Origin of the sequence: uncultured Agathobaculum sp. (assembly GCF_963927765.1) — a bacterium.
In the GTDB taxonomy this organism is placed as follows: Bacteria; Bacillota; Clostridia; order Oscillospirales; family Butyricicoccaceae; genus Agathobaculum.
In genome coordinates this window covers 1-13,921 of sequence record NZ_CAWVCU010000053.1, presented here as the reverse complement: position 1 = coordinate 13,921, position 13,921 = coordinate 1, and the positions used below count along the sequence as shown (strand labels likewise).

Here is a 13,921-nt window from a genome sequence, read left to right as displayed (position 1 = left end):
TCAGCCGTCCGGCTTTTCGATTTTATCGAGGATTTTTTTGTCCTGCTTGTCGCGCGGGGTGAACTGCGCATACAGATCTGGGCGGTCGGCCTTGGTGCGGCGCAGGCTCATTTCCCGCCGCCATGCCTCAATATTGGCATGATGGCCGGAGAGCAGCACCTCGGGCACCGCACGACCGCGCCAGTTCTCTGGGCGGGTATATTGCGGATGCTCGAGCAGTCCATCCCAGTGGCTTTCGGCGGTGAACGCTTCTTCATCGGGCAGTACACCCGGCACCATACGGCATATCGCGTCTGCGACCGCCATCGCAGGGATTTCGCCGCCGGTCAGCACAAAGTCACCGATCGAGATTTCCTCATCCACACAAGCGTCGATAAACCGCTGGTCGATGCCTTCATAATGCCCGCAGACCAGAATCACGTGCTCCCGTGCGAGCAGTTCGCGCGCTTTGGCCTGGTCAAACGGTCGTCCCTGTGCGGAAAGGAACACCGTGTGCACATGTTCGCCTGCGCACAATGCTTCGTGGCACAGATAGAGCGGTTCGGCCAGCATCACCTGTCCGCGTCCGCCGCCATAGGGCGCGTCGTCCGCCTTGTGATGCTTGTCGAGCGCATAATCGCGGATGTTGGTCGCGCGCACCTCGACCAACCCCTTTTCCTGTGCGCGGCCGATGATGCTCTCCCGCATGACCGCGTCGATCATCTCGGGAAACAGCGTCATAATGTCGATCTTCATTCCAGCAGACCCTCGATGCTTTCGATATAGATGATGCCAGCCTGCATGTCGATCTCCTGCAAAAAGGGCTTGGCAGCAGGTACATAGACCAGACGGCCTTCAGCGGTCTTGATCTCGTACATATCATGCGCCGGATTGGTGGTCAGCACATCACGGAGCTTGCCGACGTCGCTGTTTGTGCGGCGGTCGTGTACGGTAAAGCCGAGGATGTCCTGAATGAATACCAGATCCTCGGGCAGTTCCACGTCCTCGCGATCAAGATGCAGCACGCGGCCACGCAGCGCTTCCGCCGCTTCGACCGTATCCACGCCTTTCAGGTGCATCAGCACCACGTTTTTGTGTACCTGTGCCTTTTCCACCGTCACGGGCGTTTGTTCATCCAGATACAGCGTGTCGAAGTCACACAGTACTTCGGGGCTGTCGCACCAGCTCTGCACCTTCAGGTCGCCGCGCACGCCGTGCGTGCCGACGATCTTGCCGGCCTCTAAAAATTGTTTTGGCATATTGGCTCCTCCGTCTCTAGGGGGATGGCGCGCAAATGCGCGCAGATAACAAAAAATCGCCGCGCTGCGGCGATTTTTATACGGCGTTCTTCGCCGGAAACCGGGTTCCCGTCGACTCAGTCGAGGATATCGACTGTAACACGCTTGTTTTCGCGATTGCCTGCCGCTTTCATGAGTGTGCGGATTTCCTTTGCGATGCGGCCGTGACGACCGATGACGCGGCCCATGTCCCCAGGCGCTACGCGCAGGGAAAAGGTGACATTATCGCCGTCGATCTCCTCGGTGATGGCAATCGCATCCGGCTCGGAAACCAGATTTTTGACAATATAGGTCAATAACTCTTTCATTTCGTTAGCCTCACTCAATTCAGCACACCGGCCTTCTTCAGGATGCCGCGGACCGTATCGGTCGGCTGAGCGCCCTTCTTGATCCACTCCTGAGCGCGGTCAGCGTCAACATTGACGGTAGCCGGGTCGGTCAGCGGGTTGTAGGTGCCGATCTCTTCGATGAAGCGGCCGTCACGCGGGTAACGGGAGTCAGCGACAACGATGCGGTAAAACGGAGCCTTCTTCGCGCCCAGACGGCGCAGTCTGATCTTTACCATGGATGATTCACCTCCTCTGAAATAGAAATTGATCTATTGTAAATTTCTTTACAAACCATTTAGGGGTCAGAACGGCAGTTTCAGGCCGCCGAGACCGGGGAAACCGCGGCGCTTTTTGCCCTTGCCGCCGCGGGCAAGACCGGAAAGCTGCTTGGTCATCTTCTGCATGGCCTCAAACTGCTTGAGCAGCTTGTTGACCTGCTCGATCGACAGGCCGCAGCCCGCCGCGATGCGCTTTTTGCGCGAGAAATTGATGATGGAGGGGTTATCCCGCTCCTTGGGTGTCATGGATTGGATGATGGCTTCGGTGTGCGCCATCTGCTTTTCGTCGATTTTGGCACCGGCGAGGGCTTTTGCGTCCACACCCGGCAGCATGCCGAGCATTTCCTCCATCGAGCCCATGTTTTTCATCTGCTGGATCTGCTGATAAAAGTCGGTCAGCGTCAGCTTGCCGGCCATCATCTTTTTTGCGGTTTCAGCGGCCCGCTTCTGGTCGAAAGACTCCTGTGCCTTTTCGATCAGCGTCAGCACGTCGCCCATGCCGAGGATGCGGCTTGCCATACGGTCAGGGTGGAACGGCTCGATGTTGTCAAGCTTTTCGCCCGTGCCGATGAACTTAATCGGCTTGCCGGTGACCGCCTTGACCGAAAGGGCTGCGCCGCCGCGGGCGTCGCCGTCCATCTTACTCATCAGTACGCCGTCGATGCCGAGCGCCTCGTTAAAGGTCTGCGCAACGGTGACCGCGTCCTGACCGGTCATCGCATCGACGACCAGAATGATCTCGGTGGGTTTGACTTCCGCCTTGATGGTTTTCAACTCGTCCATCAGCTTTTCGTCGATATGCAGACGGCCTGCAGTGTCAAGGAACACCAGATCGAAGCCATTTTTGCGGGCATAGTCCACGCCGTGCTTTGCAATCTCGACCGGATCGCCTTGTCCTTCGTCGAACACCGGAATGTCCAGCTGCTTACCGACGACCTTTAACTGGTCGATTGCCGCGGGACGGTATACGTCACACGCGACGAGCAGCGGACGCCGCTGCTGCTGCTTGCGCAGGAGCGCGGCGAGCTTGGCGCAGTTGGTGGTCTTGCCCGCGCCCTGTAAGCCTGCCATCATGACGATGGTGGGCGGGTTGGGCGAGATGGTCAGACGGGTGGTCTGGCCGCCCAAAAGCGCAATCAGCTCTTCATTTACAATTTTGATGACCTGCTGGGTCGGGGACAGGCTTTCGAGGATCTCCGCGTCGGTCGCCTTTTCGGTGACCGCCTTGATGAAGTCCTTGGCAACCTTGAAGTTGACGTCGGCTTCCAGAAGCGCCATGCGGATCTCGCGCATCGCTTCCTTGATGTCAGCCTCAGTCAGCCGTCCTTTGCTGCGCAGGTGCTTGAATGCGGATGAAATTTTTTCGGTAAGGCCTTCAAATGCCATATTAAGCCTCCTGCCTGAGCTGTTCGAGCAGCGCCGTCATGCGGGAGAGGATATCCTCCGCTTCGCGGCTGTGCAGTTTGTCGGCGTTGAGCGCGGAAAGTGCTGTAACCTGCTCGGAAAGCTCCTCCGCGCACCGTTCGGTGCCGCCATAGCGGGCGACCAGACCGAGCTTATCCTCTATCTCGCGCAGCGCGTGTTCCGCGCGCTTGATGCTGTCGCGCACCCCCTGACGGGTGATGCCCGCATGCTCGGCAATCTCAGCCAGCGAAAGGTCTTCATTGTAATACAGGTCGAACAGCTCGCGCTGTTTTTCCGTGAGCGTCTCGCCGTAAAAGTCGAACAGTAGGCTCATTTCGAGCGGTTTGCCTTTCATCGGCGGGCCTCCCTGAATAGTGTAAAGTGTTTCGCCTTTACATCGAACGTGAATATTCTATCGTATAATTGCCGCGGTGTCAAGGGAAAAATAGCGGAGAACACGAATTTTGTTCACATAATATACGTTTGCTTCATATCCTCAATGATGCTATAATAATGCCCATGGAAAAATCTTTCCGGAAATGAGGGAAAACATGCAACAAGTGACGCGGAAAAAGCTGGCCGCAGGGGTGAACCTCACCTGCGTGACCACGCCGAAATTCAAGCGTGCGGTTTTGCGGGCGGTGCTGCTGCTGCCGCTGGGCGGGCCGGACGCTGCGCTGCGCGCCTGTTTGCCGCATGTGCTGCGGCGCGGGACTAAGCGTTTGCCCGATCTGCGTGCGATCGGCGCAGAGCTGGACGAGCTGTACGGCGCGCGCATTGAGGCGGTTGTGCGCAAGGAAGGAGAACATCTGGCAGTGGGCTTTTTGTCCGACTGCATTGATGAAAGCTGCGCGCCGGGCGCAAATGGTCTGACTGCGGGCGTGATCCGCCTGCTGGCGGAGCTGCTGTGCGACCCGTATACGCAGGAGGGTGTATTCTGCCCGGATTACACGGCGGGCGAGCGCGAAAACCTGATTGACCGCATTGCGGCGCTGAAAAACGACCCGCGCTCATGGGCGCCGATGCGCTTGACGCAGCTGATGTGCGCGGAGGAGCCGTATGGCCAGCCGGTCTACGGCACCAAAGAGCAGGCGGAGAAAATCACCGAGCGAAAACTATATGCGGCCTACTGCCGTGCGCTGGAGGAAGCGCAGCTTGAGCTGTTTTACTGCGGGCCGCTCGCACCTGAAACGGTTGGGCAGATGTTCGTGGAAACGCCGCTCGCGCAGGCGCGTACCGGTGCGGGCGTACTGACCGCGACCCGTGTGCTGGCGCAGCCCGCGGGGGCGGCGCGTGAGATCGTCGAGGAGGAAGCGGTTACACAGGGAAAGTTGTCGATCGGCTTCCGCACGGGCGGGGCAAGCCTGACCAGTGGAGACGCGGCGGCGTATTGGATGTTCCAAACGCTGTACGGCGGCTCGACCAGCTCCAAGCTGTTTCTCAATGTGCGTGAAAAGCAGTCGCTCTGCTATTATGCAAGTGCGCAGTTTATCGCGCCTAAGGGTATTATGATGGTGAACTCCGGCATTGAAAACGATAAGTTTGCAGTCGCACGGGACGAGATCCTGCGCCAGCTGGACGCTTGCCGCGAAGGCGACATCACGGACGCGGAGATTGACGGTGCACGGCGCACGCTGACCACCAACTGGGGCGCGATGCTGGACGATCCGCTGACACTCGAGCGGTACTGGCTGGGACAGGCCGCTGCGGGCACGATGGTATCGGCAGAAGAGCGCATTGCACAGGTGCAGGCGGTCGATCGCGCGCGTATTGTCGCCGCGGCACAGGCAACCGCACTTGACACGGTATACTTTATGAAGGGGGCGGCGCAATGAGCAAGATTTGGACCGCCCTGCGCGAGCGCGCAGAGGAGTGCACGCTGGAAAACGGTCTGCGCGTATGCTATCTGCCCAAGGAGGGCTTCGGTAAGACGTTTGCGATCCTCGCAACCAACTTCGGTTCGGTTGATGCATCCTTTACGCTCGAGGGGACGCGCTATGACACGCCCGCAGGGGTCGCGCATTTTCTCGAGCATAAGATGTTCGAGGACGAGGACGGCAATGCGCTGCAAAAGTTTGCACGCACGGGCGCAAGCCCCAATGCGTTCACCAGTCACACGATGACGGCCTACCATTTTTCCTGCACCGAGCGGTTTGAGGAAAACCTTGAAATTTTGCTGAAATTCGTGTTTACGCCGTATTTCACCGAGGAAAATGTCGCCAAGGAGCGCGGCATCATCGGGCAGGAGATCGGCATGATGGACGATACGCCCGGCTGGCAGCTGTTCTGCGGCGCGCTCCAGGGGATGTACCGTAATCATCCGGTGCGGGTGCCCATTGCGGGCAGCGTGGAGAGCATCGCGCGCATCACGCCCGAGGTGCTTTACACCTGCCACCGCGCGTTTTACAGCCCGAAGAATATGGCGCTGATCGTCTGCGGTACGGCGGATTTTGACGAGGTCTGCCGCATGGCGGCACAGTATTCGCCTGTGGACGCGCCTGAGATCGGCGAGCGGCATTATGGAGAGCGCCGCGACGCGGTCAGCGAGCTGACAGTCACGCGGAAGATGCCGGTATCGCGGCCGCAGTTCATGCTGGGCTTTAAGGATATCCCGCTGGAGGCGGGCGAAAGCCGTTTGCGACGCACGCTGCTGGGTGAGCTGGCGGTGCGCATCCTGTGCGGTGATACGGCACCGCTCTATGCCGAACTGTATCAAAAGCGGCTGATCGGCCGCGATTTTGATACGGATTATATGCTCATTCCGGAGGGCGCGATGGCGCTGCTCGGCGGCGAGAGCCGCGATCCGGAAGCGGCCCGCGCAGCGATCGAGCGCGAAGCCGCGCGTCTGGCACGTGAAGGCGTCGAAAAATCGCTGTTTGACCGCATGAAAAAAGCACTGTACGGTCTGTACCTGCGCGTGCTGGACGTACCGGAGGCCTATGCGCGGCAGGAAGCAACCGCGCTGTTTGCGGGCGAGCATTACGCGGATTTCGCCGCTTTGTTCGACACCATTGCACCGCAGGATGTGCAGGCGGTATTCGCCCGCTGGGCGCAGCGCGACCGATCTTCCATGTCGGTCGTTTTGCCCCAATAAGATTTCGACAACAAAGGAAGCAAACATCATGGAACATGCAATCTCTTTCCCGGCGCTCGGACTGGATTTTCAGATCAACCGTGTCGCCGCGAATGTATTCGGTAAGGATATCTACTGGTACGGCATCATCATCTGCATCGGCTTTGTGCTGGCAGCGCTGTATGTCAATGCGCGCGTCAAGGAATTTGGCTGCACATCGGACAACCTGATGGACTGTCTGATCATCTGCGTGCCGGTGGGCATCATCTGTGCACGTATCTACTATGTCGTCTTTGAGTGGGACTATTATAGCCAGCACCCGAACGAGATCATTGCGGTCTGGAATGGCGGCATTGCCATTTACGGCGCGGTGATCGGCGTAGTGGTTGCGCTGTATGTGTACAGCCGTGTCAAAAAACTCTCGTTTGCCAGCCTGTGCGATCTGGCGGCGTTCGGTTTGCTGATCGGTCAGTGTATTGGCCGCTGGGGCAACTTTATCAACGGCGAGGCGTACGGCGGCCCGACCGACCTGCCTTGGGGCATGTCGATCGACGGCGCGGCGGCGGTGCACCCGACGTTCCTGTATGAATCGGTCTGGAATCTGGTGGGCTTCATTGCGCTGCATTTTTACTCGAAAAAGCGCAAGTTCCCGGGCGAGATGGCGCTGCTGTATGTCGCTTGGTACGGCCTTGGCCGCGCGTGGATCGAGGGTCTGCGCACGGACAGCCTGTATATCGGTACGCTGCGCGTTTCGCAGGTGCTGGCAGCGGTCAGCTGCATTGTGGCGGTTGCGCTGCTGGTGCGCAAGTACAACCGACTGAAGGTTGCCAAGGCATTTTATGTGCCGCCCAAGGCGGAACCGGTGGAGGACGCGCCCGCTGCGCAGGCGGAAAAGCCCATGGCGGTGGAGCAAACCGCGGACAAAGAGGAAAGCGAGGCAGCCAAACCGGAACAACAGACAGAAAGTGAAGGGGGAACTCAAAAATGAGTGCAGTAAGAATGGATGGCAAGGCGCTGTCGGCCAAGGTGCGCGGCAGCATTCTGGAGGAGACCGAGACGCTGAAAAAGCAGGGCATCACGCCCGGCCTTGCGGTCATCATCGTGGGCAATGATCCGGCGAGTGAGATCTATGTCCGCAATAAGGAAAAGGCGTGCGCAGAGTGCGGTATTTATAGCGAAAAATACGCGCTGCCCGAGGAAACCACGCAGGAGGAGCTGCTCGGCCTGATCGCGCAGCTCAACGAAAGCTCGCAGATCTCGGGCATTCTGTGCCAGATGCCCGTGCCGAAGCACATTTCCGAGCAGGCGGTCATCGACGCGATCGACCCGAAAAAGGACGTCGATGCGTTTCACCCGGTCAACGTCGGCAAAATCATGACCGGCGACTTCGACTTTGTACCCTGCACGCCCGCAGGTGTGATGGAACTCCTCGACGAGTACGGCATCGACCCCAAGGGCAAGGAATGCGTGGTCATTGGCCGGTCTAACATCGTCGGTAAGCCGATGAGCATGCTGCTGCTGCACCGCCACGGCACGGTGACCATCTGCCACAGCCGCACGCAGCATCTGGACGAGGTTTGCCGCCGCGCGGATATTCTGGTCGCAGCGATTGGTAAGGCGGGCTTTATCACACCCGATATGGTCAAAGAAGGCGCGGTCGTCATCGACGTGGGCATCAACCGAAACGCTGAGGGCAAGGTTTGCGGCGACGTTGATCCCGCAGTGGCGGAAAAGGCATCCTTTATGACGCCTGTACCCGGCGGCGCAGGCCCCATGACCATCACCATGCTGATGAAAAACACGCTCAAGGCTGCAAAGCTGCAAAACCGCGCATAAACTGCGCTGCTTTTGCACGGAAAAGATTGACCTTTTTTGATAGCGCCATTATAATAAAAGTAATAAGACTGCCGGAACACCTCCGGCGCGGACGGCAGGGAGGAAAAAACAATGGATATGAAAAAGCTGGCTGGCGACAAGGCCGCTACATATGTAAAAGACGGTATGGTCGTTGGTCTGGGCACCGGCTCGACTGCTTATCATATGGTCAATGCCGTGGGCGAAATGGTTAAGAACGGCCTGAAGATTCAGGCGATCCCGACCTCCAAGGCGACGGAAGCGCAGGCGCGTGAGCTGGGCATTCCGCTGCTGACGATTGATGAAGTTGATCATGTGGATATCTCGATCGACGGTGTCGATGAGATTGACCCGCAGTTTAACGCCATCAAGGGCGGCGGCGGCGCGCTGTACCGCGAAAAGGTTGTGGCGACGCTGGCCAAGGAAGTCATCTGGATCATGGATGAAAGCAAGCTGGTCGATAAGATCGGCGCGTTCCATCTGCCGGTTGAGATCGCGCAGTATGGCTCTAAGCAGGCGATGGCAAAAATGGCGGAGTATGGTTTTAACCCTGTGCTGCGTGTGCGCGACGGCAAGACCTTTGTCACCGATAACGGCAACTTCATTGCCGATCTGCACCTTGGCGCGGGCTTTGACATCGAGGATGTCCGCCAGAAGATCAGCGGTATCGTGGGCGTGCTGGAGCATGGCCTGTTCCTGAATATGTGCAAACGGATGATCGTGGGCTGCGCTTCGGGCGAGGTCAAGGTCATCGAGAACCCCACAAAGTGATGAGCGATAGAAGATCATCCGGACACCGGATCGGAGACCGCATTGCAGGTGCTCCCATGGAACGAACTGCGGAACGCCGCCGTTCGTCCGCAAAGCCGATCAAGCTCAACTACCGTATGCTGCTTTGCATTGCGGTGCTGGTATTTTTCCTGTTGGCGCTGCTGTTTTTCATTCTGTTTTTGTCGCGCGGCGGCAAAATTGACGAACTGAATAAGCAGATTGAAACATTAAACGGCGAAAAGAACACGCTGTCTGCGCAGGTGAATACCCTGACACAGGATAACCAGACCATGCTTGCCGGGCTGACGGCTGCTTTGCCCGACCCGACAACGGCGCAGACTGAGGACTTGAACGCCTTGATCCCGCAGCTGACCGAGGGTGTGTATGTGGTGCGCAGCACCGGTTCGCAGTACCAGTATCTGAGTGTACCCGCCGGGTATTTGCAGGATAAGCTGACCGCCTACCGCGACAACGCGGAAGGGTATACCGTGGTGGAGGGGGATGCGCCCGCCTGCACCTGCTGGGTGCTGTTTTCTGACCGCGTGATTGGCCTGGCAGAGGGCGACAAGGGCTTTGTCAGTATGGATCGCGCCGCCACCGGCAGCGCAACCACGGTGCCGAGCGGAATGTACGCCTTTGTATCGAGTTTCTTCGCATAATAATGCAAAAAATGCGCGGCAGGACTTGACATAGTCCTGCCGCTTGTGTTATGCTACTAAAAGCCGCATTGTGCATTGGCTTTTGTTAAGTGCGCCCGATTCCCGGTCGCCGCCGTGCCAAGCGTGACTCTACAACGAAAGAGAGGGAAAACCAACATGTATGCCATTTTGAAAACTGGCGGCAAGCAGTACAAGGTATCTGAGGGCGACGTGATCTACGTGGAGAAGCTCGGCGTAGAGGACGGCGCGACCGTTACGTTTGATGAGGTTCTGGCGGTAGGCGAGGGCGACTCGCTGACTGTCGGCGCTCCTTACGTTTCCGGCGCTGCTGTAACCGGCACGGTGGAAAAGACCGGCAAGGGCAAGAAGATCAACATCTTCAAGATGAAGCCCAAGAAGGGTTACCGCAAGCGTCAGGGCCATCGCCAGCCGTACACCAAGGTGACCATCGCGTCCATCAAGGCGTAAGGTTGTGACGAAGGCCACATTTTCGTCGCGGGGGGACAAACTCCTTTCGGTGGATATCCTCGGTCACGCGGGCTACGCGGACGAGGGCGAGGACATCGTTTGCGCGGCGATCTCCAGCGCGGTCATGCTGACCCATGCTTTGCTGTTTGACGTACAGCGCATCCCGGTCGATACTCTGATCGAGGATGACGGCGCGCACATCCGCATTACCCTGCCCGAAGGCGCAGAGATGGAACGCGGACAGGACGCGCTTGCAGCGCTTCGGCTGCATTTTACCGAGCTGGAACAGAATTATTCGGAATTTTTGAGCGTAATGGAGGTGCACACAGATGCTGAAGATTAGCTTACAGTTTTTCGCTCATAAAAAGGGCGTAGGTTCGACCAAGAACGGCCGTGACTCCGAGGCAAAGCGCCTTGGCGTAAAGCGTGCGGACGGCCAGACCGTTCCGGCGGGCAACATCCTTGTCCGTCAGCGCGGCACGAAGATCCATCCGGGTCTGAACGTAGGCCGCGGCAAGGACGACACTCTGTTTGCAAAGGTTGAGGGCGTTGTTCGTTTCGAGCGCCTGGGCAAGGACCGCAAGCAGGTTTCCGTTTACCCGCAGTAAACAATTGAGTATTGACAAAATCCCAGACGGTTGTCTGGGATTTTGTTTTAACAACCGCATGAAAGGAGGATTTTCCTGTGTTTATTGATATTGCCAAGATCAAAATTGTGTCCGGTAAGGGCGGCGACGGCAAGGTCGGCTTCCATCGCGAAAAGTACGTTGCGTCCGGCGGACCGGACGGCGGAGACGGCGGCCGCGGCGGCTCGGTTATCTTCAAGGTGGACGATAACCTGTCCACGCTGTTGGACTTCCGCTATAAGAAGAAATATGTTGCCGGAGCAGGCGAAAACGGCGGCAGCAAGCGCTGTAAGGGTAAGGATGGCGCGGATTTGGTCATCCGCGTGCCGCGCGGCACGATCATCCGCGACCAGAAATCCGGACAGGTTATCAAGGATCTGTCGGATGACGAGCCGTTTGTTGCGGCTAAGGGCGGCAACGGCGGCTGGGGCAACACGCATTTTGCTACCCCGACCCGTCAGGCGCCGCGCTTTGCCAAGCCCGGTCAGCCGGGTGTGGAGCGCGACATTATTCTGGAACTGAAGCTGCTTGCAGACGTCGGTCTGGTCGGCTTCCCGAATGTCGGCAAGTCTACGCTGCTCTCCATGGTTTCTGCGGCGCGGCCCAAGATTGCAAACTACCACTTTACCACGCTGGTGCCCAATCTGGGCGTGGTTTCGGTCGGGGAAGAGCAGTCGTTCGTCATGGCGGATATCCCCGGCATCATCGAGGGCGCGGCAGAGGGCGCGGGTCTGGGACATGACTTCCTGCGTCACATCGACCGCTGCCGTCTGCTGCTGCATCTGGTGGATGCGGCGGGCAGCGAGGGTCGCGATCCGCTCGACGATATCGAGAAGATCAACGCGGAATTGGCCGGTTACAGCGAATTTCTGGCGGCGCGTCCGCAGATCATTGTGGCGAACAAGGTCGACCTGCTGGGCGACGACCGTGAGCCGGTCGAAAAGCTGAAAAAGTATGCCGAAGAGCACGGCTTCCTGTTCGCGGAGTTGTCCGCAGCAACCAATCAGGGCGTAGCGGAACTTATGAAGCTGACATGGCACGAACTGAAGGAGCTGCCGCCGGTATTTATATACGAGCCGGAGTTCGTCGAAACGGTGGAGGATACCACAGGCGAACGCGACTGGACAGTCGAAAAGGTGGACGATTATTATGTTGTCTCGGGCGCATGGGTGGATAAGATCATGGGTTCGGTCAACGTAGACGACTACGAATCCCGCCAGTATATGGACCGCATGCTCAAGAGTGCGGGCGTATATGACAAACTCGAGCAGATGGGCGTGCAGGAGGGCGACTTTGTCGTCATCGGTGACCTCGAATTCGAGTACGTTTATTGATTTTTTGCACCTTGTGCGCGCCTGCGTGCAGGGTGCAAAATTATGCGCCAGAAAATTGTTAAATTTTCAACAATTTATGTCTTTACAATATGGACTCTTTGCGGTATCCTGATAATAGGTATGGATATGCCCTATCGTAGGGGCAATGTACCGCCCTGCATCCAAATGAACGACTTGAATACAAGGGGGATATGTAAACTATGAGAGGCGTAGAGACCCGCATCCAGGAGATCCGCCGTCGTATTTTCCGCGAGGTAGCCCGCATGGCGTACCACACGGAGTGGCCGACGGACAGGCGAATCGAAGCGCTCCCGTATGAAATCATTCCGGGCGAGGTTGGCAATTTCCGCAACGATATTTTCCTCGAGCGTGCAATTGTCGGCGAACGTCTGCGTCTGGCGATGGGCTTGCCCTGCCGTAATGCGGCGGAGCATTCTCCGGTGTCGGACAACATCGAAGCGGCAACCCGTGAGGAAACCTATTACACGCCGCCGCTGGTCAACATCATCAAATTTGCCTGCAACGCGTGCAAGGAAAACGAAATCATGGTCACCGACGGCTGTCAGGGCTGTCTGGCGCATCCGTGCGTAGAGGTCTGCCCCAAGGGTGCCATCACGCTCGACCGTTACAACGGCCGTTCGCACATCGATCAGGAAAAGTGCATTAAGTGCGGCCGCTGCGTGGATGTCTGCTCGTATAAGGCGATCATCCATCAGGTGCGTCCGTGTGCCGCAGCGTGCGGTGTGGACGCGATCCGCAGCGATAAGAACGGCAAGGCGGATATCGATTACGAAAAGTGCGTTTCCTGCGGCATGTGTCTGGTCAATTGCCCGTTCGGCGCAATTGCGGACAAGTCCCAGATCTTCCAGGTGATCCGTGCGATTCAGGCAGGCGAGCGCGTATATGCTGCTGTTGCGCCGGCATTCGTTGGCCAGTTCGGCCCCAAGGTCACGCCGGGCAAGCTGCGTGCTGCGATGAAGCAGCTCGGCTTTGCCGATATTCTGGAAGTTGCGATCGGCGCGGACCTGTGCGCAGCACAGGAAGCGGACGACTTTGTCAAGGAAGTGCCGGAGAAGCTGCCGTATATGGGCACTTCGTGCTGCCCGGCATGGTCGGCAATGGCGAAAAAGATGTTCCCCGATCAGGCGGAGTGCATTTCGATGGCGCTCACGCCCATGACGCTGACCGCGCGTCTGATTAAGCATCATCATCCGGACGCAAAGGTCGCTTTCATCGGCCCCTGCGCGGCAAAGAAGCTGGAAGCAATGCGCAAGGATGTCCGCAGCGAAGTGGACTTTGTGCTGACCTTTGAGGAAATGACCGGTATTTTCGACGCACGTCATGTCGATCTCGAGTCCTTGCCCGAAGATCCACACGGCGTAAACGATGCCTCCACCGACGGCCGTAATTTTGCGGTTTCGGGCGGTGTCGCACAGGCAGTTGTCAACGTCATCAAGGAGAAGTATCCGGAGCGCGAGATCAATGTAGTCAATGCCGAGGGTCTGCGCGAATGCCGCAAGATGCTGCAGGCGGCTAAGGCCGGCAAGTACAACGGCTATCTGCTCGAGGGTATGGCTTGCCCGGGCGGCTGCGTAGCCGGTGCGGGTACCATGCAGGCAATTAAGAAGTCGGCAGCGGTGGTTGGGCTGTATGCCAAGCAGGCAGAGCACAAGACCGCGACCGGCACGGAGTATGTCAAGGAACTCGACAAGCTCGTCGACTAAAACGAAATAAAAAAAGAACCGCCGAAAGGCGGTTCTTTCAGACTGTCGAGGAACCCGGTTCATGCGTCAAGCATGGACCGGGTTTCTTGCGTATAGAGGGCAAAAGAGGATAAAAACAAATGAA

General features: G+C 57.9%; 17 protein-coding genes. 11 read left to right on the top strand and 6 right to left on the bottom strand.

The features are described 5' to 3' along the window. The 6 genes from trmD to ylxM form a co-directional block, all read right to left on the bottom strand. Entirely contained in the window at positions 1-735 is a 735-nt protein-coding gene (gene trmD / locus ABGT74_RS04490) for a tRNA (guanosine(37)-N1)-methyltransferase TrmD (RefSeq protein WP_346704643.1), read from the bottom strand. Then, positions 732-1,238 (bottom strand): ribosome maturation factor RimM, encoded by a 507-nt coding sequence (gene rimM, locus ABGT74_RS04485; RefSeq protein ID WP_346704642.1) that lies wholly within the window; start codon positions 1,236-1,238, stop codon positions 732-734. Before rimM ends, trmD begins: the two co-directional genes overlap by 4 nt. A gap of 116 nt (positions 1,239-1,354) precedes the next feature. Continuing rightward, the gene (locus tag ABGT74_RS04480) at positions 1,355-1,585 is read right to left on the bottom strand and encodes a KH domain-containing protein (RefSeq protein ID WP_031476974.1); all 231 of its coding nucleotides are present in this window, start codon (positions 1,583-1,585) and stop codon (positions 1,355-1,357) included. 14 nt (positions 1,586-1,599) lie between these two features. Next, entirely contained in the window at positions 1,600-1,842 is a 243-nt protein-coding gene (rpsP, locus tag ABGT74_RS04475; RefSeq protein WP_054327417.1) for a 30S ribosomal protein S16, read from the bottom strand. A 66-nt stretch (positions 1,843-1,908) separates the two neighbouring features. Then, positions 1,909-3,270, bottom strand: a complete 1,362-nt coding sequence (ffh, locus tag ABGT74_RS04470; RefSeq protein WP_346704641.1) for a signal recognition particle protein — start codon at positions 3,268-3,270, stop codon at positions 1,909-1,911. A gap of 1 nt (position 3,271) precedes the next feature. Next, positions 3,272-3,643, bottom strand: coding sequence for a YlxM family DNA-binding protein (gene ylxM, locus ABGT74_RS04465; protein ID WP_346704640.1), 372 nt, complete (start codon positions 3,641-3,643; stop codon positions 3,272-3,274). Between the two features lie 196 nt (positions 3,644-3,839). On the opposite strand from ylxM, the gene ABGT74_RS04460 reads away from it, so the two are divergent. The 11 genes from ABGT74_RS04460 (at position 3,840) to ABGT74_RS04410 (ending at position 13,797) form a co-directional block, all read left to right on the top strand. Beyond that, entirely contained in the window at positions 3,840-5,123 is a 1,284-nt protein-coding gene (locus ABGT74_RS04460; protein ID WP_346704639.1) for an insulinase family protein, read from the top strand. Next, positions 5,120-6,382, top strand: a complete 1,263-nt coding sequence (locus ABGT74_RS04455) for a pitrilysin family protein (RefSeq protein WP_346704638.1) — start codon at positions 5,120-5,122, stop codon at positions 6,380-6,382. The genes ABGT74_RS04460 and ABGT74_RS04455 overlap by 4 nt, the downstream gene beginning before the upstream one ends. Positions 6,383-6,410: 28 nt before the next feature. Continuing rightward, positions 6,411-7,349, top strand: a complete 939-nt coding sequence (gene lgt / locus ABGT74_RS04450) for a prolipoprotein diacylglyceryl transferase (RefSeq protein ID WP_346704637.1) — start codon at positions 6,411-6,413, stop codon at positions 7,347-7,349. Then, complete coding sequence (gene folD, locus ABGT74_RS04445; protein WP_346704636.1) at positions 7,346-8,197, top strand: bifunctional methylenetetrahydrofolate dehydrogenase/methenyltetrahydrofolate cyclohydrolase FolD; 852 nt, start codon at positions 7,346-7,348, stop codon at positions 8,195-8,197. Before lgt ends, folD begins: the two co-directional genes overlap by 4 nt. Before the next feature lie 111 nt (positions 8,198-8,308). Beyond that, positions 8,309-8,986 carry a ribose-5-phosphate isomerase RpiA gene (gene rpiA / locus ABGT74_RS04440; protein ID WP_346704635.1) on the top strand — a complete coding sequence of 226 codons (678 nt, stop codon included), beginning with the start codon at positions 8,309-8,311 and terminating at the stop codon, positions 8,984-8,986. Between the two features lie 56 nt (positions 8,987-9,042). After that, complete coding sequence (locus ABGT74_RS04435) at positions 9,043-9,645, top strand: hypothetical protein (RefSeq protein ID WP_346704634.1); 603 nt, start codon at positions 9,043-9,045, stop codon at positions 9,643-9,645. 156 nt (positions 9,646-9,801) lie between these two features. Beyond that, positions 9,802-10,113: a 50S ribosomal protein L21 gene (gene rplU, locus ABGT74_RS04430; protein WP_297283272.1), complete on the top strand. Its 312-nt coding sequence runs from the start codon at positions 9,802-9,804 to the stop codon at positions 10,111-10,113. 4 nt (positions 10,114-10,117) lie between these two features. Beyond that, a complete protein-coding gene (locus ABGT74_RS04425) occupies positions 10,118-10,456 on the top strand; it encodes a ribosomal-processing cysteine protease Prp (RefSeq protein WP_346704633.1) in 339 nt (112 codons plus the stop codon). Continuing rightward, complete coding sequence (gene rpmA, locus ABGT74_RS04420; protein ID WP_031476960.1) at positions 10,443-10,721, top strand: 50S ribosomal protein L27; 279 nt, start codon at positions 10,443-10,445, stop codon at positions 10,719-10,721. The genes ABGT74_RS04425 and rpmA overlap by 14 nt, the downstream gene beginning before the upstream one ends. A 77-nt stretch (positions 10,722-10,798) precedes the next feature. Further along, the gene (obgE, locus tag ABGT74_RS04415) at positions 10,799-12,073 is read left to right on the top strand and encodes a GTPase ObgE (RefSeq protein ID WP_346704632.1); all 1,275 of its coding nucleotides are present in this window, start codon (positions 10,799-10,801) and stop codon (positions 12,071-12,073) included. A 200-nt stretch (positions 12,074-12,273) separates the two neighbouring features. Beyond that, a complete protein-coding gene (locus tag ABGT74_RS04410) occupies positions 12,274-13,797 on the top strand; it encodes a 4Fe-4S dicluster domain-containing protein (protein WP_297282835.1) in 1,524 nt (507 codons plus the stop codon). Positions 13,798-13,921: the final 124 nt, after the last annotated feature.